Here is a 20,750-nt window from a genome sequence, read left to right as displayed (position 1 = left end):
AGGTTTGAAAGAGCGAGGAATAGGGTCAATGCAGATTTATGATTACATCGTTGTCGGTGCTGGATCTTCCGGCTGTCCGGTTGCGCGCGGCTTGTCTGACGACCCACAGAACAGCGTCCTGCTAATCGAGGCGGGTCCCGCGGCAGATCGTTTCTGGGTCAACACGCCGGCAGGAATGGGCAAGCTGTATTTTAACAAGCTGTTGAACTGGAACTTTCGCACCGCGCCGATGGACAAGCTCCAAGGGCGCGAAATGTACTGGCCTCGAGGCAAATTGCTCGGTGGATCCAGCTCCATCAACGGCATGGTATTCATTCGCGGGCATCAGAAAGATTTTGACGGCTGGCGTGCCCTGGGCAACCCAGGCTGGGGCTATGAAGATGTTTTGCCCTACTTCAAAAAAATGGAGAATTTCGAGCGGGGCGGCGACCGATACCGGGGAGCGAATGGTCCGCTATGGATCAGCGATCCGATCGTCAAGGAAAAGAGTAGCTACGACTTTATAGAGGCCGCGAACCGTATCGGCATCCCGGTGACCGAGGACATGAACGGCGCTGTGCATGATGGCGTGGGTTTCATGCAGCATAACATCCAGGACGGACAGCGGATGTCGACTTACCGGGCATTTATCGAGCCGGTCATTGAACGACCGAACCTGACGGTTCGAACCGGATGCGAACTGCAGCGCGTTTTATTCGATGGACGCACCGCCGTCGGCGTAGAGGTTTTGAAGGGCGGTCGTTTGGAAAGGATCTATGCGGCGCGTGAGGTGATCTTGTCAGCGGGTTCACTGAAGACTCCGCAGATGCTCATGCTATCGGGTGTTGGCCCACGGGCTGAACTGGAAAAGCACGCGATACCTGTGGTCCTGGATTCCCCGGGGGTGGGGCAGAACCTGCAGGATCACTTCTATATTCACACAGGTTGGCGTTGCACCCCAGACAGTTCGTACAACGCCAACCTCGTAGGCCTGCGAAAGTACTGGGAAGGCTTTCGTTACCTGATGACCCGCAAAGGTTATCTTGCCCTCGGCTCTTCCCAGGTAGCGGCGTTCGTTAAAAGTAGCCCGGACGAGGACTATGCTGATCTCCAAATCAGCTTCAGGCCCATGACCTTTCAATACTTCCCTGACGGCACGGTTGACGTTGAAAAGCATCCTGGCCTCGGGGTGTCGGTCTATCAGTTGCGTCCCAGCACCACGGGAACAGTGACGTTGCGTTCGACCAACCCGTCGGACCCGGCCGATTACACACCCAATTTCCTGAGCAGCGATTACGACGTCAATGCCGTGATCAGTGGTGTGCGCTGGATACGCAAAATCATGAACAGCGAGCCCATCAAGTCCCGGGTGGTCGCCGAAGAACTGCCGGGGCCCCATGTCCGTACGGATGAAGATATTTATAACTACCTGGTCGAAACCGGCAACTCGGCCCACCACCAGGGCGGCACCTGCAAGATGGGTAACGACGCCATGGCGGTGGTGGACGAACGACTGCGTGTCCGTGGTATCGAGCGACTGCGGGTGGTAGATGCTTCGATCATGCCATTCATCACGTCGGGCAACACCAATGCGCCGTCCATCATGATAGGTGTGAAAGCCGCCGACCTGATTCGTGAAGATGCGCTGGCGCGCCGCGCAAGCAGCTCCCTGGCCGAAACTAATTGAGCGAGTCGGTGAACACCGTGTCGCCACTTGCAGAGGAAAATCCCATGTCCACAGAAACTCAAAGTCACGTCGCCGATGCTACGCATCCGCAAGTTGGCTTGTTCATCGATGGTGAATGGATTTTTGATCGTCCATCATGTTTCGAAGTCCGCAATCCAAGCACCGAAGCCGTGCTCACTACGGTACCCGGCGCCAACTCCGAAGATTTGAAGCGCGTATTGGTCGCTGCGGAGCGGGGGTTTAAGGTATGGCGAGCGACGCCACCGGTTGAGCGCAACCTTATTATTGCTCGTGCCATCGCTGGCGTGCGTGAGCGCGCCGAGGAAATCGCACAGATCATTACCCGTGAGAATGGCAAGTTGATCGCAGATGCGCGGGCCGAAGTTGAACGCTCGGCGAGCTTCTTTGATTGGGACATGGCGCAGGCGTTACGTGCTTACGGCACCATTGTTCCGGGCGAAGCGCAGATGCAAAAGCTGATTCTACGCCAACCGATCGGGCCGGTAGCTGCCTTCACCCCTTGGAATGTGCCGCTTAGCGCGCCAGGTCGAAAAATCAGCGGCGCGTTATGTTCGGGTTGCTCGATTATCCTGAAGGCTCCGGAAGAAACGCCTGGGGCGGCTGTCGCCATGGTTCAATGTTTCGAGCAGGCCGGCTTGCCCAAGGGAGTCCTGAATCTGGTGTTTGGTAACCCCGCCGAGGTTTCCCTGGCGCTGATTGACTCTCCAGTGACTCGCATGGTCACGCTGACTGGCTCGGTCGGCGTGGGGAAACACCTCAGCGCCTTGGCGGGAGCCGCTATGAAACCGGTGCTGATGGAGCTTGGTGGTCATGCGCCGGTGATTGTCTGTGCTGGGGTTGATGCGAGCGAAATCGGCAAGATGGCGCTCAAAAGCAAGATCCGTATCAATTCTCAGTGGTGCGCCGCGCCGGGACGTTTCCTGGTTCACGAAAGTCTTTACGAGGAATTTGTCGCTGGGTTCGTTGCAGCGGCGCAGCAGGTGCGTGTCGCTGATGGGCTAGACCTCAAGGCAGATATGGGACCCGTCACCAGCGGGCGACGGCTGGCGGCAATGCAGCATTTCGTCGATGACGCGCTCGAGCGCGGTGGCAAGGCTGCCGTGGGTGGTCATCGCGTCGGTGATCGTGGCTACTTTTTTGCGCCAACGCTGCTGGTCGATACCCCGCTCGATTGCGAAATCATGCGCGAAGAGCCGTTTGGTCCGGTCGCGGTGGCCGTCCCGTTCAAGACCCTTGATGAGGCGATCGAAATCTCCAACAGCCTTTCCGTGGGCTTAGCCGCGTTTGCTTTCACCAATACTCTCGAGGAGGCCGAGCGGCTGAGTCGCGAATTGGACCTGGGAGTTCTGTCGATCAACCATTTCGGTGCGCCGGATCCCGATACGCCGTTCGGGGGTATGAGGGACAGTGGGATTGGTCGAGAAGGGGGGCCGTGGAGTCTTGAGTCCTACATGGTCAGCAAGACAGTGCTGCAAAAGACGGTCCGCGTCTAAGCAAGGGGCCCCAGCTTGTGATCAGCGTACGGGGCCGTGATTTTGGTTGCAGCGACGGGAGACCGTTTCATGTCAGAACAGATATTCAATGCGAAACACGTGGCCATAAGCGCCGACATCGTCCATCACTTCTCTGCATTGGCGGCCGGGCTGCGTTACGAAGACTTGCCTGAGGCCGCACGCGAAGCCGCGAAGAAAAGCATTCTCGATACCTTTGGGGTAATGCTCGCCGCGAGCGGGATGGAGCCTGCGGTATTGGGGGTCATCGAGGTGGTCAAGGAGTCTGCAGGTACCCCCCAGGCGTCGATTCTGGGCTTTGGGGGGCGCGTCCCAGCGACGATGGCGGCCCTGGCCAACGGGGCGCTGGCGCACTGCCTGGACTACGACGATCAAACACCTTGGGGGCAGCACGCGGCGAGCTCGATCATTCCAGCGGTGTTTGCCTTGGCCGAACGTAAGGGGGGCGTGACTGGCAAGGACATGATTGCCGCCGTGGCTGCCGGGCAGGACATCTTTGCGCGACTGCGGTGCAATGTCGGTTGGAAGAAAGACTGGAACCTGTCCACTGTTATGGGGGTGTTTGCTGCCACCGCGGCTGCCGGGCGCGTCATGGGCTTCAATGCGAAGCAGACCGCCAACGCCCTGGGCATCGCCAGTATGCAGTGTTCGGGCATCATGGAGATGGTGTGTGGTACGGGTAGCGACCTGCGCGGCTTATATGCCGGCTTTTCGGCCAAAGGCGCAGTGCTAGCAGCGCTCATGGCGGAAAAAGGCGTGCCTGGTATCGATTGTCTTTTTGAAGGCGGGTACGGGTTTTTCAACACCTATTTCGACGGCCGTTACGATCGAGACAAAATCCTTGAGGATATCGGTGTCGACTACAAGGGTAGCGTCACCTTGTACAAGCGCTGGCCCTCGGTGGGTACCGCGCACAGTCATATGAAAGCAATTATCGACATTGTTTCGGACAACGATCTTGCGCCCGACGATATCGCCGAAATCCGGTTGTTCGTGGGCGACTATCACGCGCTCATGTGCGAGCCGCTGGACGTACGCAAGGCGCCGGCGACGTTGGCGGATGCGAAGTTCAGCCTACCTTTTCTCGTCGCGGTTGCAGCTGTGCGTCGTGGCATGAGTGTGCTGGATTTCACCGAGTCGGGCCTGCGTGATACGAAGGTCCTGGCCACCGCCAACAAAATTTCCTTGGTCGCCGATGCGTCACTGGACTGGAAGCTGGAACTGCCACTAGGGCGTGTCGAAGTGGTAGCAGCGGATGGTCGTCGCTGGGAAAGGTCCGGTACCCATATTCCCGGTAATGCGGACAACCCAATGACCTGGGCCGATCTCTGTTCGAAATTCGCCGAATGCGCAGCGGTGGCGGTGAGTCCGTTGAGCTCTCACAGGATTGCAGAAGTCCAGCGGCTGGTGCAGTTACTGGAAGACGTCGAGGATGTTGCCGAGTTGATGCGCACGTTGCAATGACGGGTTGATACCTGCGCAGCCTATTTTGAAGAACCACAAAAATGAGGTCCGTACGATGGAAAGAGTGCACTGCGTAGCTGTAACGCTGGCCAAGCCTGAACATCTGGATGCGGTAAAGGCGGCGCTTGAAGCGTTGATCGAGCCTGTTCATCAGGAAAAGGGCATGATCCAGTATGAAATGTACTGTGATCGCACTGAGCCGAGACGCTTCGTGTTCATCGAGGAATGGGAAACCTACGAGGATTTCGAGGCTCATGTGCACGCACCGCATGTGAAAGAGTTTCTGCGAAAAACAGAAGGTTTGATCGAAGAAAACTTCTTTCATCCTTTGTCCTTCCACAAATAGGCAACAGGTCAAACGAGCCGTTAAGGGCAAGCCCGATGACGTTCAATCGTCACTTCGGGCTTTTCCTGTGTATCTCGAATTTTATTCATATTATGGGATTAAAGTTTTTGTTGTTTGTCTGTTTCTTGCTCGATCCTACAATTTGAGACTATGATCAAAAGCCAGCGCACTCCGAATTGCGCGCAACGCAATCATGGTTTTCACGGGGGCCTGAGGTATTCCGAGGGACCCTTTAACGTAGGATAGAGTGGGTAATGGACATAGAAGCGCTTCAGGGGGAAAACCCGGCCATTGAAGACGAGAGAGAAGAGCATGCTCGCGACGGCGCGAGCAGTCTTACAAAGATGCTCAGCATCCTCGATCTGTTCAGTTCCAATCAGGCTGTGTTATCGACCACTGCCATCATCGAAGCACTCGAAACCTCTCGGTCTACAGGGTATCGCTACATCAAGGCGCTGCACTCTGCAGGTTTGCTAAGTACCGTTGGAAATGGCAACTACGTATTGGGTTCGCGCATTATCGAGCTGGACTTACAAATCCGTAATACCGATCCGCTGCTGCAGGCCAGTAAGGGTGTGCTGGAGGAATTGGTCGATACGATCGGTCACTCGGCGCTCTTGTGTACGGCGTTCAGGGACTCGGTGCTATGTATTCGGGAGCATCGTGCGCCTCTGAGTCCCGAAAATCGCTTTCGACGTGGGCAGCGCAGGCCACTGTTCCAAGGCGCCGTGTCCAAGGTCATCCTTGCTTATTTCCCTCATCATCGGCTCAAAAGCCTTTATAGCCGTGCGCAACCCGATATACAGCGAGCGGGCCTAGGCGACACATGGGAGGAGTTCCGGAGCACGCTCAGCAAAATCAAAAAAGACGGCTATCTCATCACCAAGGGCGAATTCAATCCCGGTGTCTATGGTGTGGCGGCGCCTATTATCAATGAGAGCAATATCGTCTTGGGCAGTATTGGCGTTGCTTGGGATGAAAAGGAGCGGCGCGATGTCGACGTCAAGCGTGCGGTGGTATCTGTCAAGCGCGCGGCGCGAGAGATCTCCAGTCGCCTTGCCCAGGCAGAAGTAAACATCTAGCCGTTCCAACTCAGAGTGAATGGTCTCTCCGACCAGCCAAGGTCATCCTTCTTACGTGAATCCAGGCGCCTGATTCTGGCCGCCTGGATGGGTCGTTACCACTAAGAGAGTTTTGCTCGTAAGCCACCGTCTATCGGTTTACTTCCCTCCCACTGATCGCTTTTCCCGCCCTCCGGAACACCGAGTCTTCGGTGCGCCATTGCGTGCTTGCACCTGTTTTTAACGTAGTCAGACAGGATCGTTCCTGTCTGATCCTACGATATTGAACTCGACGGCAATAAAGTCAGCTATAGATTTATTGTTGATTTATCCCACTATGCGAGATAGTTTTATTTTGCTGTGCGGCATTTTCGCGCACCTTTGCAAGGGCGCAAACCAGCAGAAAGGAGAATGGCAGTTGAAGACCTACGCACATTGGATTGATGGAGCTTACCAAGAGCCGGCGGGGCGCGAATGGATGGACACCCTGGACCCTTATCTGGGCGAGGCATGGGCAAGAATTCCCCTGGGAGTGGCAGTTGATGCCGACGCGGCGGTGTCTGCGGCCAAACGCGCGATGACGTCCGGGCCCTGGGCAAGCATGAGCGCAACCCAGCGTGGAAAAATCATGCGGCGTATCGGTGACCTGACCTTGGAGAATGCTGATCGTCTGGCCGAACTTGAGGTGCGCGACAACGGCAAGTTGCTGGCGGAAATGCGCGGCGCGATCAGCAACGTGGCGGAGATTTGGTATTACTACGCGGGCCTTGCCGACAAGATCCAAGGCTCCGTGATGCCGATCGAGAAAGAAGGCATCGTTGCGATGACTACCCGGGAACCGGTTGGGGTGGTGCTTGCGTTGACTGCTTGGAATGCGCCCTTGAATTTTTTGGCGCTTAAGTGTGCCCCCGCATTAGCCGCAGGTTGCGCAGTGGTGGTTAAACCCTCGGAGTTTTCTTCGGTCAGTTCGCTGGAGTTCGCAGCGCTGACCAAGGAAGCCGGTCTGCCGGACGGCGTCCTGAATGTGGTCACAGGCTTGGGCCTTGGCATTGGCGCTCCGCTCGTTGAGCACCCCGACGTTGCGATGGTCACCTTTACCGGATCTGACGCAACGGGCGCCAAAGTTTACGAAACCGCGGCTCGCCACATGAAACGAGTCGCTCTGGAGCTGGGCGGCAAATCACCCAATATCGTTTTCGCCGATGCGGACCTGGAGCTAGCTGTGGCCGGAGCTGTCTCCGGTATCTTCGGCGGCGGCGGCCAGATGTGCACGGCCGGCTCCCGGCTATTGGTTCAAAATTCTATCTTGGAGGCTTTTACCGAGCAGTTAATTGCCGGTGCGCGTTCGGTAAAATTGGGCAATCCGATGGACCCGGCCACCCAGATGGGACCCATGTCCACCGCTCCGCAATATCAGAAAGTGCTCAATTACATCGAGATAGCCAAGGCAGAAGGAGCGCGCTGCGTATTCGGCGGTCAGCCTGCCAGTGGGCCGGGCATTCGCGGCGGTCAGTTCGTCGAACCGACGATTTTTACCCACGTATCCAATTCGATGCGCATTGCTCAGGAAGAGGTATTCGGCCCGGTGCTGTCCGTCATCGGCTTTGAGGACGAGGCTGAAGCTGTCTCCATCGCCAATGACATTGCTTATGGGCTGACAGCTGGGGTGTGGACCCGTGACATTGGTCGCGTGTTTCGCATGGCCAAGGCGCTCGAGGTCGGAACGGTCTGGGGCAACACATACCGCACCTACAGCTACACGATGCCCTTCGGCGGCATGAAAAAGTCCGGCATAGGACGGGAGATGGGCATCGAGGCGGTGGATGAGTTCCTCGAAACCAAAAGCCTGATGATTTCCATCGCAGATGCACGCCCGCAAAACAACTTCATTCCGCGTTGAGCCGGCTGATAGCAGCATGAGCGAGTGACGACATCAGCGCTCATGACTGTTTGTCCTTACAGAACAAAAAAGGAAAACAAGAAAATGACCGATAAGGCTTCTCATCAATCCAGCCACGCCCGTCTGGACGGACGGCGAATCGTAATCACTGGCGCTGCATCGGGTATCGGGCGAGCGACAGCGGAGCGCTTTCTAGTGGAAGGGGCCAGCGTCGCGTTGCTTGACAGGAATGGCGAGGCATTGAACTCGGCGTTCAAGGGCAGGGGCCATTGCTTCGCTGTCGATATCAGCGACGAGAAGGCTGTAGCGCAAGTCACTGAGCAAGCGGCGCGGGACATGGGCGGTATCGACGGCGTCGTCAACGCCGCCGGGATCATGGGCAAGGGCTCCATCCTTGAAGTACCTGCCGATGAGTTTCGTCAACAGATCGAGATCAACCTGGTGGGCACCTACATCGTTTCGCGCAACTGTCTGCGATGGATGACGGATGAGCCCTTTGCAACGATCGTGAACATTGCCTCAGCGGCGGGCCTGCTACCCAATGCGCCGGGCCTTACCGCCTATGCGGCATCCAAAGGTGGAGTGATCAACCTGACACGATGCATGGCAGCGGAGTTGGCGCCACGGGTGCGGGTCAACAGCGTCTGCCCAGGCATGGTGGACACGCCGATGGCGGACGGCTACCGGGCCAACGTCAGCAATTACGCACTCAAGCGTTTGGCCGATGCATCGGAGATCGCCGCGGCCATCCTCTTCTTGACCTCTACGGAATCTTCCTACGTCACCGGTACGGCGTTGGCCGTTGACGGTGGTCGTTCCTTTCATTGAGAGGTAGCGACATCAGGGCACGTGGGTGCCGGCTGGCAACGTGCCCGCCAGCTGGATCGATCATCAGTGAGTGAAGTATCCCTGGATGCCGTCTTTCGCGATGGAAGGCGGCCGTCTTACGGTCATCACAAGGACAATAAAAATGGCAGGTACAGACTCCTTTGGCCAGACGGCCGACTCATCTCCGCGTTACGCAAAACCTATTGAAGAACAACATCCGATCCGCCCCTCGGACGCAACCTTGTCGGCTGAAAAGGCTCGTCGAAAATCGCTGATTCGAGGCGTGCTGGGGGTTTCGTTCGAGTATTACGATTTCGTCGTCTATGCGACGTTCGCTCCTTATTTTTCCAGGTTGTTTTTCCCTCAGGACAGCGCGCTTGCCGCGTCGCTCAATGTGCTCGGCATTTTCGCCATCGGCTTTCTCGCGCGGCCGGTTGGAGCGATGCTGGCCGGCAGACTGGCGGACCGTTTCGGACGCAAGCCGATCATGCTGTGCGCCTTGATGCTTGCCACCCTGGGCAGCTTGGTCATCGCCTGCGCCCCGACCTACGGTTCCATCGGGGCCACTGCGGCGTTTGTGCTTGTGGCGGCTCGGCTGATGCAGGGGCTTGCCCATGGGATGGAGAGTATCTCGGCGTTCGTCTATGTGGGCGAAATGGCCGACCCTAAATGGCGAACGCTGCAGAGCTGCGCTTATCCGATCGGACTGATTCTTGGCATCATCCAAGGAACGCTGTTCGGCGCGATCCTCAGCTCGGTCCTCAGTGCAGAAGACATGCAGGGCTGGGGCTGGCGCATTCCCTTCGCGATTGGCGTTCTGTATGGGCTTTTGACGGTATTCCTGCGCCACGGAATGGACGAATCGTCCACCTACGAGGATGCCAAGCACCAGGCGAATCTCGAGGATAACGGCTATTGGCGAAATGTCTGGCGATACAGAAAGACGGTGCTGATCTTGTTCCTGATCTGGCCCGCCAATTATGTCGCTTCATACACCATGCTCGTAACCTTTGGCGATTACGCCATCACCATGCTTGGGGCCAAGCCAAAGGATGCCTATTGGGCGGTCCTCGTCGCGCAGGTCATGTACCTGTTCATGTTGCCCGTCTGGGCTTATATCTCTGACCGTCGCGGGCGGCGCTTCAACTACACAGTTGGATTCGGGGCCATTTTCCTGCTCGTTTACCCGCTACAACATTTTTTACTGGGTCCAAGCTTTCTGCAGATTCTGCTGCCCATGGCGATCGGCTTGTTCTTCTTCGCGGCGGTGGCCTCCACTGAGGTCGCCTTTATGAGTGAACTGGTCCCCAACCGGGTCCGGGCCCAGGTGATCAGCATTCCCTCGTCTGTTTCAGCCGTCATATTCGGCGGAACCGCGCCCTACATGAAGTCATGGCTGACGGCATATGTTTCGCCCAATGCCTTTATTTTCTACTTCATGACGCTGGCACTTATCGCGGTGTTGGCTGTGCGGTTTCTGGTGAAAGAAACCCGCGGGCGGGATTTGGCAAGCTGAACGAAGAGGAAAATTCTTGGGACCGTGGTGTATGTCAAAAGCGCTTACGTCCCTGTGTTTTATTCACTCATATCCAAAGTACGCAGGCCCAGGCACTCCACTCCAAAAATAAGTACAGAGGTGTTGTTCCATGCAGAAATCGACCTTAGTAGCCCTTGCCATAGCGCTGACTTCCAGATTGTCACTGGCAGATAATTCGGACACCTTACCCACGTTGAACTACCCGACCCAGGGCCAACAGTTCTACGCCACAGCCGCAGCAGAAAAGGATCTGCTTACAATCACCGCGCAGCCTTGGTTCAAAGTGACGGACGAGGCATGGCAACTGGAAGGACCCGCCTTCGATCGCCAAGGCAATCTGTTATTTGTGGAAGTATTAGGCGGACAGGTACTGAAGGTCGACACTCAAGGCCAGCTTCAGGTGGTGGTGGCGAAAAACGCGCGTGGTTCTGCGGGCCTCGCCATACACAAGGACGGGCGCTTGTTTGTCGCCGGGCTGGGGAATTACGTCGATACAGGCAATCTTACGGTCTACGATGCCAACGGTAAAAAACCTGAGGTGATTATCGACGCGAATAAGGGTTTCCTGGTCGATGATCTGGTATTCGATGCTCACGGCGGCTTCTACTTTACCGACCTTAAGGGCACCTCCACGGAGCCCACTGGCGGCGTATATTACGTGCCAGCCGATCACAAGAGCATTGTGCCAATCCTGCCTAATATGGCGAACGCCAACGGCATAGCTCTCTCTCCGGATGGGAAGAGATTGTGGGTCACAGAGTTTGGTACGGGGTTGCTGCACCGCGTTGAGCTAAAGGACGCACAGTCAATTGCGCCGTTCGGGGCGGTGGTGGTTTACCGCTTCCATGGGCCGTCGCCTGACTCGATGAGGGTGGATGCAGACGGCAACGTCTATGTCGCGCAATACAGTCAGGGGCGCGTACTGGTACTTAATCCCAACGGTCTACCAATCGGACAGATTCTGCTACCGGGTAGAGAAACGGGGCATTTCCTGTTCTCTACCAGCATGGCTCTCAAGCCAGGCACCCGGGAAGTGTATCTTGTGGCGAACGACGGTGATCGGGGGCAAGGGTCGATGATTTTCCGGGCGCGAGGGTTTGCGCAGGCACTTCCACTGTTTTCCCATCAGTAAAGGGGGGCATGAGCTGGAAGCGGCTTTGTTGAGTGCCCGCTTCCAGTTTGACTAGCGCCCAAGTGAGTGGGTAAACAGCAACTTGGTCATGCTTTAGCGTGGGATGAAATTGTTACCCGGACGCGCATCTGCAATCGAGATCATGAGACTTTTCGTCTCCAGGAACTCGTCGACGGCTTCGATCCCCATTTCGCGACCGATGCCTGAACGCTTCATGCCTCCAAACGGCATCATGTAGCTGTAGGTGCGGTAAGTGTTACCCCAGACGGTTCCAACCTCCAGTGCTTTGGACATCCTGAACAATCGTCCAGTATCGCGCGTCCAAACGCCTGCAGCCAATCCGTAAGGGATGTCGTTCGCGATCGAAATAGCTTCGGCTTCGTCTTCGAAGGCAATGACGGACAAGACTGGACCGAATACTTCTTCCTGGGCGATACGCATACCGTTTGAAACGCCGACAAATATTGTGGGCTCGACAAATTGGCCGCCCGTGAGGCCGGGTCCGGTTGCGGGCTTGCCACCCAGAATGCAATGCGCCCCTTCGCCCAGGGCGATCTCGATGTATTCCAGTACTTTTCGGTATTGTGGTGCGGTGGACATGGGACCCATTTGGGTGGCTGGATCCATGGGGTTACCGAGCCTCACGGACCGAGCGCTTTCGAGCAACCGCTCAGTGAAGGTTTCAAGAATCGAACTCTGCACCAACAGGCGTGAGCCTGCCGTGCACATTTGACCTCCGCCACCGAAGATACCGGAAACCGCCCCGGCAACGGCCAGCTCCAGGTCAGCGTCTTCGAAGACAATATTAGGCGATTTACCGCCCAGCTCCAGGGCGACTCGTTTCATATGGCGAGCAGCAGTTTCGTATACCTTTGTCCCGGTCAGATCAGAGCCGGTGAAGGTGACCATCGCAACGTCCGGGTGCTCGACGAGGGGCGCGCCGATATCCGAACCAAGTCCGGTTACCACATTGAGGACGCCATCCGGCAATTAAGGCACGGCAGAAATTAATCCGGTCTGCAGATCGCCAAGGCCAAATTCCTTGATGATCCTGGGAAGGAAAAAGCTTACGCCATAGGCGCCTACGACGATCGCGAAGTTGGCCAGCCCCAGCAGCAGAACCCGTGCGCTGGTCAATGCACGAAACAGGCTGTCATGGGGCAAAGGAGGGCAGGCGTCGGCATCCTCGGCCAGACGTGCAGCCAACGCTTGTTTCTCTTGAGGAGATAGCCAGGTTGCGTCGTGGGGGCGATCGGTCAAATACCGAAGAACGACGAACGAAAGAACAATCGCCGGCAGCGCCTCGAGAAAGAACATCCAGCGCCAGCCTGGAATGCCGAGGGTTCCGTCGAGCTCCAGAAGCACACCGGAGACCGGCCCCCCGAGTGATAGCGATATTGGAGCTGCGCACAGAAACGTTCCCATAACCCGGGCGCGATAACGGGCGGGGAACCAGAGTGTCACGAAGTAAGTGATTCCTGGGAAAAATCCTGCCTCTGCTGCGCCTAATAACAGGCGCAGAGCATAGAACTCCGTATCCGTGGTAACGAAGGCCATGGCCCCGGACATCAGGCCCCAGGTAAATAATATTCTCGCTATCCAACGTCGTGCACCATAGCGGGCCAGCATCAGATTGGAGGGGATCTCGAATAAAAAATAAGTCAGGAAAAACAGCCCGGCACCCAGCCCAAACGCGGCAGCGGTGAGGCCGATGTCTTTGCTCATGTGAAGTGCGGCGAATCCTACGTTTGCGCGATCCAGATAAGCGACGAAATAGCAGACAATCATTAACGGCATCAGTCGCCGAAATGCCTTTTTTGCCGCGGTGTCATCGGCAGTTGTCATGGTGTTCTCCCTTATTATTATTCAGCGTTGTTCTGCGCAGCGCCTGGATTGCTTAGGTCTTCTAAGGCTCTTTTTGGGGCCGCGATTCGCATGCGTATTGTTCGCCGGGCTGACGGCACTCTCCCTGCGTTTCTGATAGATAAACGCCATCGGGAGGTGCCGGTTTTAGCCCGGCGTTACACCGGCGGAATGCAGGCGGTCTGGCCTCCGTCGACGCTGACCACCGCTCCAGTCATGAAGCTTGCGTCATCGGTCAGCAGGAACGCGGCGACTGCTGCGATCTCTTCTGGTTCGCCTTCGCGACCGATCGCGTGCGCTGCTCGAATGCGCTTGGTCTTCTCGGGGTCTTCGAACATATAGGCGGTGAACGGAGTGCGGATCATCCCAGGTGCAATGGCATTCACGCGGATTCCGAAGGCTCCGAGTTCCGCGCCCATGGTGCGGGTGATGCCGGAAACGCCAAACTTCGACGCGACATAGGGCAAACGATTCGGAACGCCGAGGATGCCGGCACCTGAGGAAATGTTGACGATCGCGCGCGGGCTCTTGTCGTCTCGGACCGCGCGTGCGAAGGCTTGGCACATCAAGAACGTGCCATCCAGATTCACCGCCATCACTCTCTTCCAGTTTTCCAGATCGCAGTCGAGAACGTTGCCGACACCTTTGATCCCGGCACAATTGATCAGCCCATGCAGGTTGCCCAACTTGTTTTGAGCTTCAGCGACAAATGTTTTCGCCTGCTCGGGATCAGATACATCGAGTGCTGCTGCGTAAACCCGCTCGGGTTCATCGAACCGAGCCGCTATATCGTTGATTCGAGCCTGATCGATGTCCGCGATTGCGACGCTTGCACCTTCGTCGTACAAGCGTTGCACGCAAGCCGCGCCAATCCCGCTGGCTGCGCCCGTTATCAGAACTGCTCTGCCTTCGAACCGTTTCATGAATGCACCTCTTATTGTTGGATGAGTGACTAGATTTCAACGTTGGGAAAAGCAGTCGAACGTCCGGCTGCCGAGGAGGAAGCCTTTGCGGTTAGCTCAGTGCGTTCAGCAATTTGGCGCAGTCGTCCAAAGACTCCAGATTTCGCGCCATCTGCACAGCCGCATCGATGGCATCCGGTGCCACAGGATGTGCAGCGACCGAAGCGCAGTCCCGGAATTTTGAAATCAGTCGATCCCAGGGCAATGGCGTTTCCGGGCTGCCCGGGACGTTGTCGCCCTTGCGTTGCAGCCGTCGGCCGTCGCGCATGAGGATTTCCAGGCGGCCATCGGGGATCGTCACTTTCCAGTCCAGATCACTGTCCTCAATCGGAACGATTTTTTGCGCTAAAGCGAGCACTTCCGGATCGGCCAAGGCTGCCGAATTGAAATCGCTGATTCGGATTTCCCCGCGTGCCAGGGCCAAGGCAACGCAGTAAGGAAGACTGAATTTCGCATCCACGAGAGTTTTCGGGGCGCGGCGCACGTCGAGGGGAGTGCACATGCGCATATGGAAGTCGCCCACGTAGGCGTAGATCTGCTCGATCTCGCTGGCCTTGAGGGAATGTTCACGCATCATTTCAATCGCTGCGTGAATATAGGTATGCACGTTGCCGACCGCAGGCCAGGCTTTGTAGATCATCGAAGCGCCAAAAAATGTCTTGCCCAGTCCTTCAACCATTTTGGCGCGATCATATTCGCCGCCGAAGTAGACGTTGAAAATGCCGGCCTTGCCTTCGAACAGATCGTTGATTCCAGTTATCCCTCGCTCCGCCATCAGCGCTGCAAGCACTGCGCCTTGGGCTGTGAACCCTGCGTACATGCCGCGCAGATCACTGCCGATACCGAAGATGACTTCCATTGTCCCGGCAGACTGCATGCTCGCAATGCCGAGGGCATGAGCAAGTTGTTTTGCATTCAGTCCCAGAATCTGGCCCGCAGCTGCGGCGGCGGAAAACACTCCGAGGACAGAGGAGAGGTTCCAATCCTGCTTCCAGCGCACGTTGCATCGCAGCCGGACGAAAAGGTCCTCGCCCAGGGCTACCGCAGTGATCAGGTCCATGCCGCTGACACCGCCCTTGTGCTGTGCGATGGCGAGAACGGCAGGTACCACGGAACTGTCAGGGTGCGCACCCCATGGGGTCTGGTTGTCGTAATCCAAGCAGTGGGCCATTACCCCGTTGGCGAAGGCGGCCATCGGGGCAGGAACTTTGCTGTTGAATCCCAGGACGGAGCAGTCTGGACGTCCGCCGCCGTTCAGCACGATATCGGCTACGCCTTGGACTGCAGGCTCCATTCCGCTGCCGGCAAGGATGACGCCCAAGGTGTCCAGAATGGATTTTTTGGCCGCCTCAATGGCTTCAGCAGGTAGATTTTCATAGCGGGTATTAGCGACATGACGCGCAATTTCATGGCTTAAATCGATCGTTGACATAGTGGCGCTTTCACTCGGGGAAATTGTTATTGGGACCTTCCTTGAGCACCTGTGCAGCCCGTCCGTGGGCTTAGTGAGCGCCTTCAATCTGCCGGTGAGACTTACAATCAACAAGCAATGAATTACGGACTATCATTAAGCAAAACTGGATAATCAAAGGGCCGCCCGATGCCGCATCCACGTTTCACCCCGCGTCAGCTGGCTGCGTTCGTTGCTGTGGCGCAGGCAAGAAGTTTTCGCAAAGCTGGTGAGCAACTGAGTCTTTCAAGTTCTGCGGTCAGCCAGTTGGTAGGTGATCTGGAGTTGGCTCTAGAGCTTCGTTTATTTGATCGAACGACGCGCAGCGTCGTCCTTTCCCCGGCAGGTAGGGAGTTTCTTCCTTCAGCCACGAGCGTTCTCAAACACATGCAATTGGCACAGAACGCCGCTGACGACATCTGCAACAGGGCTTCAGGTGTCGTTCGGATTGCAGCTCCACTGATCATGGCCAGTTCGGTGCTTCCAGCGTTGATCAAGGAGTACACCCGGACGCGGCCTAAGCTTGTAATTCGTATACGCGACGCACCCGTGGATGGCCTGGTAGATAGGGTGAGCAATGCAGACGCCGATTTTGCTATCGGCGCAGATCAGCCGGTGGGAGATGACATTGTGCGCAAGGATCTTTTCAAGAGTCCCTGGGTGCTGTGGTGCTCGGCAAGCCATCCGCTCGCGGGATATCAAAGCATTCCGTGGAGCCAGTTAAGGCATCAACCGCTTGTTGTCGCGGGTCGCGACTATGAACGCACCGTCGCGCTCACTCACGGGGGACAGTTCGAGCAAGGACGAATCATCCCCGTGGACATTGTTGAGAATGTCAGTACGGCGTTGGGGATTGCAGCACAGGGCATGGCAGCCACACTGGGCCCGGCATACGTGGGATTACTGGCCCGACTACTCGGGTTGACGATGCGGCCGATTGTTCAGCCGGAAGTCACCAGGCAGGTGTGTATTTACCATTCAAGCACACGTGCGATGTCTCCGGCAGCACAAGGTTTCTGTGAGTTTTTGGAGGAGCAGCTCAAAGGCAACGACGAGCTGGGGGTAGGAGGCGTTTGGCGATTGAGGTGACGCGTTTTCGAGGCGAACATGAGCCTTCGCGCATCACGAATTGGCAGGGTTGATATGTGGTCAGCAAAATAGCCGTCGTAGGGCTTCGGGCGCATAACGCGCCCGCGCTTTTAGAGAATGGCGAGGCCTATTGGCTTACAGGCCGCCCAGCGCCATGTATTTAATTTCGAGGTATTCCTCGATACCGTTATGGCCGCCTTCCCGACCCAGGCCGCTTTCCTTGACACCACCAAAAGGTACTTCAGGGGTGGAGATCAAGCCTTCGTTGATACCGACGATGCCGTACTCCAAAGCTTCCGCCACACGGAAAACGCGGCCCAGGTCTCGGGCGTAAAAGTAGCTCGCCAGGCCAAACGGTGTGTCGTTTGCTAGATCGATCGCTTCTTTTTCAGTCGAGAAGCGGAACAGCGGGGCGACCGGGCCAAAGGTCTCATCGCGGAAGATCAACGCATCTTTCGGCACATTGGCCAGCACAGTAGGTTGGAAGAAGTTGCCACCCCTTGCGTGTCGGGCACCACCAGTGATGACCGATGCACCTTTGGCCAGGGCATCGTTGATGTGCTGTTCGACCTTGAGCACTGATGCCTGGTTGATCAGCGGTCCTTGGGTGGCTCCCTCTTCCATGCCATCCGCCACGAACAAGGCTTCCACGGCGACTTTCAATTTTTCGGTGAAGGCATCGTAGACGCCATCCTGAACCAGAATGCGGTTCGCACATACACAGGTTTGGCCGGTGTTACGGAACTTGGACGCCATGACGCCTTTGACCGCCTCATCCAGGTTCGCATCGTCGAAAACGATGAAAGGCGCATTGCCCCCGAGCTCCATGGATGTTTTCTTGATGGTCTTGGCGCATTGCTCCAGCAGCACACGGCCCACTTCGGTCGATCCGGTGAAAGACAGCTTGCGTACGATCGGGTTGCCGGTCAGTTCGCCACCGGTCGCACCTGAAGGGCCGGTGATGACATTACAAACGCCTTTGGGCATGCCGGCGCGCTCGGCGAGCACTGCAATGGCAAGGGCAGAAAAAGGCGTCTGCGAGGCGGGGCGAATAATCCCGGTGCAGCCTGCCGACCAGCCGGGGCCAGCTTTACGGGTGATCATCGCTGACGGGAAATTCCATGGTGTGATCGCAGCGAAAACCCCGATCGGCTCTTTGGTGATCAAGACACGCCGGCCCGGCACGTGCCCAGGCATGGTTTCGCCATACACGCGGCGCCCTTGCTCGGCAAACCACTCCAGGAAACCAGCCGAATATTCGATCTCTCCCTTGGCTTCCGCCCAGGGTTTGCCTTGCTCGGCCGTCATGATGGTAGCCAGGTCGTCTTTGTGGATCAGCATCAGTTCGCCGATTCGACGAATGATTGCGCCACGAGCCTTGGCAGTCATGGCGCGCCAGGCCGGGAGCGCTGCTCCGGCGGCCTCGATTGCCCGGCGGGTTTCTTCCGCGCCCATGGATGGGACAGTGCCTACGAGCTCACCTGTCGAAGGATTGCGTACCTCAATCACGGCACCGCTATCGGCGGACACCCACTGACCGTTGATGTAGTTCTGGTTTCTCAGCAGCTCAGGGTCGTTGAGGGTGATCTTATTGTTTGCATTAGACATTGGAGTATCCCTTGAATAATTATTTGCAGTCCTATCCGACCGCAGCGCTGTTTACGAGCTGCTCACAGCACAAGCCGCGCGGCTATCGTCTTTAGAATTGCGGGAAGACCACACAAAGCAGCTCGGTTGGTTCGAGCGCGCGCATGGCGACGGGACCTTCGTTTGCCAGCAATTCAAAGCCGGTCTCAGGGCCATATTCATCATTGCCAACGGCGAGTCGGCCTTTTGTGAGATAGAGAACCTGGAGGGAAGGGTGCTGGCCGGCCCCGAACACAGCGTTTGCGTCCAGTCGAACAAAACCGATGCGCATGTTTCGTTCGGTAAAGGTGCCGAGCCACTTGACCGAGACACCTTCCGAACCTTCTGGCAGCCAGTCAAAGGCATCGGGGTTCATTGCGATCACATCGGTATAGCGAGGCTCGGCGAACTGCAATTTGCGCCCGGTCGCATGTTCGAAGCAGGCATCGGAGCCGTCCATGCTTTGCTCGTTGCCGTTCTCATCCTTCCAGTAGTAAAGGCCTTTCCTGAACTCGCCTTTCTCGTTGAGGATCGCATTTGTCGCTTCACGCTGGGCGACGCTCAGGTAGCCGAAGCCGCTGGCGCCGCCGAGTTGCAGCACGAGCGTCTCAAGCCCCTCGGAACGATCTTGAGGACCGTAGGGAACGCTTTCCGGGAAGTAACCCACCCAGCCTTGTTTGAGAAACTGGTTCTCGCCGTAAGGCAGGACGCCTTTGATGACGTAGCGGATCTGATCGAAATTATGACGATGGCGTGGCGTTCTCCAGCCCCCGGAGCCAGCCCGACCCATGTTCAAGTCGTAGTTGTTGGGTGAACCGTCTTCGCCAAACAGCAGATGCTTTTGCGCGAGCTTGCCTTCACGCATGGTTCCAACCATTTCACTGTTCGTGTCTGCAGCCTTGCCTACTCGCATTTTTCATTCCTCGTTTAACTGAATGTTGGTCGTGGCTGGATTATTCAATCCTGTCAGCGGGATGTTTTTCGGCGCCCGTGTAGTGATGGGAACCCCAAGATCGATTTGTGATCACGGATTAAATATATCCCGCACTGTGAGATATGGTCAAATTTTGAATTGGGCGGGATGACAAGCTGGCGTTGTCGGCTTTTTCATTGGTGCTTCAGGGTAGAGATGAGCTCTATAAAGGCGGTATGAGCGGGAGTAGGGGCGTTAATAAAGCTTTTTTAGTCGGAATCCAAGGATGTCGATTGGCTTGACAAATCCCACAATTCGACATAATTCTATTCGCAGGTTGGTGGTTTCATCGTTTTGCATCAATCGTCGATGACCGGGACTTTTGGGGGGAGGGCGGGCAGTTGCCGGTCAGCCCCCTTGATCAGCGGTTGAGGGCGAGCAGGATGTTTGGGTTCTGCCAGGGCCAAGCGTGACTCACAACAACTTAAAAAAAGGTCCCTGTGGCCTCACAAAAAATTCAATCCAGGAATAGACATGAGCGAATCATCCATTACCCACGCCCCCGCCGACTCCGGCGTTCCGCTGCAGGCCCGTGATTTCAGCGTCAAGGAACTGGTTGTGATCATCACCGGTGCGGGCCAGGGCATTGGCCGAGAACTGGCCCGGCAGTACGCGGCGGCAGGTGCCTTTCCGGTTATCGCTGATCTGAATCTCGACAAGGCGGCTTCGGTCGTGCAAGAAATTGAGGTCGCGGGTGGTCAGGCCTTGGCAGTGCAAGTCGACGTGGGTGACAAGGCCTCGGTTGACGCCATGGTCGCGCAGGTCCTGAAGGTTCATGGGCGTATCGACGTCTTGATCAACAATGCATCCATTTTCGCAGCCTTGGAAAAATGCGCGTTCGATCAAATTCCATATCAACAATGGCAGAAGGTCCTGCACGTCAATATCACTGGGACCTATCTGTGCGTATGCGCCGTTGCTCAGGCCATGCGTGACGCGAAATTCGGCCGAATCATCAATATTTCCTCAGACGCCGTGCCCCGCGGCACGATGAATTACCTGCACTACGTCACGTCGAAATCGGCGCTGATCGGCATGACCAACTCGCTTGCTCGAGAGCTCGGACCACACGGCATCACTGTGAACTGCATTCGTCCCGGTAGCGTTGCCACGGAAGTGGAGCGGGTCGCCAATCCCACAGTTGAGCTGCGTCAGCGCGCGGCAGCCTTGCAGTGCATTCCCCGTGGAATGCTGCCCACCGACCTTGTCGGAATCATGTTGTTCCTGGCCACCCCGGCGGCGTCGTTCATCACCGGCCAGACCATTGCCTGTGATGGCGGCTACACCCACAGCAGCTGATTCCAGACGCTCGCCGCATACC

17 protein-coding genes are annotated in these 20,750 nt (G+C 56.7%); 11 read left to right on the top strand and 6 right to left on the bottom strand.

From position 1 onward, the window contains the following. Nucleotides 1-28 precede the first annotated feature (28 nt). From F6R97_RS02930 to F6R97_RS02890, 9 genes are all read left to right on the top strand, one after another. Nucleotides 29-1,666, top strand: a complete 1,638-nt coding sequence (locus tag F6R97_RS02930) for a GMC family oxidoreductase (RefSeq protein ID WP_048392960.1) — start codon at nucleotides 29-31, stop codon at nucleotides 1,664-1,666. Between the two features lie 44 nt (nucleotides 1,667-1,710). After that, nucleotides 1,711-3,180: an NAD-dependent succinate-semialdehyde dehydrogenase gene (locus tag F6R97_RS02925; protein ID WP_048392963.1), complete on the top strand. Its 1,470-nt coding sequence runs from the start codon at nucleotides 1,711-1,713 to the stop codon at nucleotides 3,178-3,180. Between the two features lie 36 nt (nucleotides 3,181-3,216). Continuing rightward, nucleotides 3,217-4,662: an MmgE/PrpD family protein gene (locus F6R97_RS02920; protein WP_218232079.1), complete on the top strand. Its 1,446-nt coding sequence runs from the start codon at nucleotides 3,217-3,219 to the stop codon at nucleotides 4,660-4,662. Nucleotides 4,663-4,717: 55 nt separating this feature from the next. Continuing rightward, nucleotides 4,718-5,008: a putative quinol monooxygenase gene (locus F6R97_RS02915; protein WP_048392967.1), complete on the top strand. Its 291-nt coding sequence runs from the start codon at nucleotides 4,718-4,720 to the stop codon at nucleotides 5,006-5,008. A 254-nt stretch (nucleotides 5,009-5,262) separates the two neighbouring features. Then, complete coding sequence (locus F6R97_RS02910; protein ID WP_053078266.1) at nucleotides 5,263-6,090, top strand: IclR family transcriptional regulator; 828 nt, start codon at nucleotides 5,263-5,265, stop codon at nucleotides 6,088-6,090. Between the two features lie 301 nt (nucleotides 6,091-6,391). Continuing rightward, nucleotides 6,392-7,969 (top strand): aldehyde dehydrogenase, encoded by a 1,578-nt coding sequence (locus F6R97_RS02905; protein ID WP_304575831.1) that lies wholly within the window; start codon nucleotides 6,392-6,394, stop codon nucleotides 7,967-7,969. A gap of 84 nt (nucleotides 7,970-8,053) precedes the next feature. Then, a complete protein-coding gene (locus tag F6R97_RS02900) occupies nucleotides 8,054-8,797 on the top strand; it encodes an SDR family NAD(P)-dependent oxidoreductase (protein WP_304575832.1) in 744 nt (247 codons plus the stop codon). A gap of 142 nt (nucleotides 8,798-8,939) precedes the next feature. After that, nucleotides 8,940-10,313 (top strand): MFS transporter, encoded by a 1,374-nt coding sequence (locus tag F6R97_RS02895; RefSeq protein ID WP_048392973.1) that lies wholly within the window; start codon nucleotides 8,940-8,942, stop codon nucleotides 10,311-10,313. A 130-nt stretch (nucleotides 10,314-10,443) separates the two neighbouring features. Beyond that, nucleotides 10,444-11,466: an SMP-30/gluconolactonase/LRE family protein gene (locus F6R97_RS02890; RefSeq protein ID WP_315865999.1), complete on the top strand. Its 1,023-nt coding sequence runs from the start codon at nucleotides 10,444-10,446 to the stop codon at nucleotides 11,464-11,466. 93 nt (nucleotides 11,467-11,559) lie between these two features. Here the strand turns inward: F6R97_RS02890 and F6R97_RS02885 are convergent, their stop codons facing one another. The 4 genes from F6R97_RS02885 to F6R97_RS02870 form a co-directional block, all read right to left on the bottom strand. Beyond that, nucleotides 11,560-12,456 carry an aldehyde dehydrogenase family protein gene (locus F6R97_RS02885; RefSeq protein ID WP_304575834.1) on the bottom strand — a complete coding sequence of 299 codons (897 nt, stop codon included), beginning with the start codon at nucleotides 12,454-12,456 and terminating at the stop codon, nucleotides 11,560-11,562. Then, nucleotides 12,457-13,311: an MFS transporter gene (locus tag F6R97_RS02880; protein WP_304575835.1), complete on the bottom strand. Its 855-nt coding sequence runs from the start codon at nucleotides 13,309-13,311 to the stop codon at nucleotides 12,457-12,459. Nucleotides 13,312-13,487: 176 nt separating this feature from the next. After that, nucleotides 13,488-14,252: an SDR family NAD(P)-dependent oxidoreductase gene (locus tag F6R97_RS02875; RefSeq protein ID WP_048392982.1), complete on the bottom strand. Its 765-nt coding sequence runs from the start codon at nucleotides 14,250-14,252 to the stop codon at nucleotides 13,488-13,490. Between the two features lie 91 nt (nucleotides 14,253-14,343). After that, nucleotides 14,344-15,723, bottom strand: coding sequence for an MmgE/PrpD family protein (locus F6R97_RS02870; RefSeq protein WP_315865998.1), 1,380 nt, complete (start codon nucleotides 15,721-15,723; stop codon nucleotides 14,344-14,346). Between the two features lie 168 nt (nucleotides 15,724-15,891). Between F6R97_RS02870 and F6R97_RS02865 the strand changes: the two genes are divergently transcribed. Then, complete coding sequence (locus F6R97_RS02865) at nucleotides 15,892-16,830, top strand: LysR family transcriptional regulator (RefSeq protein WP_095058170.1); 939 nt, start codon at nucleotides 15,892-15,894, stop codon at nucleotides 16,828-16,830. A gap of 135 nt (nucleotides 16,831-16,965) precedes the next feature. On the opposite strand, the gene F6R97_RS02860 is transcribed toward F6R97_RS02865, so the two are convergent. Further along, the gene (locus F6R97_RS02860) at nucleotides 16,966-18,417 is read right to left on the bottom strand and encodes an NAD-dependent succinate-semialdehyde dehydrogenase (RefSeq protein ID WP_235868230.1); all 1,452 of its coding nucleotides are present in this window, start codon (nucleotides 18,415-18,417) and stop codon (nucleotides 16,966-16,968) included. Between the two features lie 112 nt (nucleotides 18,418-18,529). Then, the gene (locus F6R97_RS02855) at nucleotides 18,530-19,321 is read right to left on the bottom strand and encodes a hypothetical protein (RefSeq protein WP_197679442.1); all 792 of its coding nucleotides are present in this window, start codon (nucleotides 19,319-19,321) and stop codon (nucleotides 18,530-18,532) included. A 582-nt stretch (nucleotides 19,322-19,903) separates the two neighbouring features. Here F6R97_RS02855 and F6R97_RS02850 point away from each other — a divergent pair. Then, complete coding sequence (locus F6R97_RS02850; RefSeq protein WP_048392992.1) at nucleotides 19,904-20,728, top strand: SDR family NAD(P)-dependent oxidoreductase; 825 nt, start codon at nucleotides 19,904-19,906, stop codon at nucleotides 20,726-20,728. The last annotated feature ends 22 nt before the right edge of the window (nucleotides 20,729-20,750 follow it).

This window comes from Pseudomonas sp. JV414, assembly GCF_032424305.1.
GTDB lineage: Bacteria > Pseudomonadota > Gammaproteobacteria > Pseudomonadales > Pseudomonadaceae > Aquipseudomonas > Aquipseudomonas lini.
The sequence above is the reverse complement of the archived record's forward strand: the minus strand, read 5'-3'. Positions and strand labels throughout refer to the sequence as shown.

Excerpts from the sequence above, each read along its gene's own strand:
- F6R97_RS02930 (WP_048392960.1), top strand. The coding sequence starts at position 29 with ATGCAGATTTATGATTACATCGTTGTCGGTGCTGGATCTTCCGGCTGT.
- F6R97_RS02925 (WP_048392963.1), top strand. The coding sequence starts at position 1,711 with ATGTCCACAGAAACTCAAAGTCACGTCGCCGATGCTACGCATCCGCAA.
- F6R97_RS02915 (WP_048392967.1), top strand. The coding sequence starts at position 4,718 with ATGGAAAGAGTGCACTGCGTAGCTGTAACGCTGGCCAAGCCTGAACAT.
- F6R97_RS02910 (WP_053078266.1), top strand. The coding sequence starts at position 5,263 with ATGGACATAGAAGCGCTTCAGGGGGAAAACCCGGCCATTGAAGACGAG.
- F6R97_RS02900 (WP_304575832.1), top strand. The coding sequence starts at position 8,054 with ATGACCGATAAGGCTTCTCATCAATCCAGCCACGCCCGTCTGGACGGA.
- F6R97_RS02895 (WP_048392973.1), top strand. The coding sequence starts at position 8,940 with ATGGCAGGTACAGACTCCTTTGGCCAGACGGCCGACTCATCTCCGCGT.
- F6R97_RS02890 (WP_315865999.1), top strand. The coding sequence starts at position 10,444 with ATGCAGAAATCGACCTTAGTAGCCCTTGCCATAGCGCTGACTTCCAGA.
- F6R97_RS02880 (WP_304575835.1), bottom strand. The coding sequence starts at position 13,311 with ATGACAACTGCCGATGACACCGCGGCAAAAAAGGCATTTCGGCGACTG.
- F6R97_RS02875 (WP_048392982.1), bottom strand. The coding sequence starts at position 14,252 with ATGAAACGGTTCGAAGGCAGAGCAGTTCTGATAACGGGCGCAGCCAGC.
- F6R97_RS02870 (WP_315865998.1), bottom strand. The coding sequence starts at position 15,723 with ATGTCAACGATCGATTTAAGCCATGAAATTGCGCGTCATGTCGCTAAT.
- F6R97_RS02865 (WP_095058170.1), top strand. The coding sequence starts at position 15,892 with ATGCCGCATCCACGTTTCACCCCGCGTCAGCTGGCTGCGTTCGTTGCT.
- F6R97_RS02855 (WP_197679442.1), bottom strand. The coding sequence starts at position 19,321 with ATGCGTGAAGGCAAGCTCGCGCAAAAGCATCTGCTGTTTGGCGAAGAC.
- F6R97_RS02850 (WP_048392992.1), top strand. The coding sequence starts at position 19,904 with ATGAGCGAATCATCCATTACCCACGCCCCCGCCGACTCCGGCGTTCCG.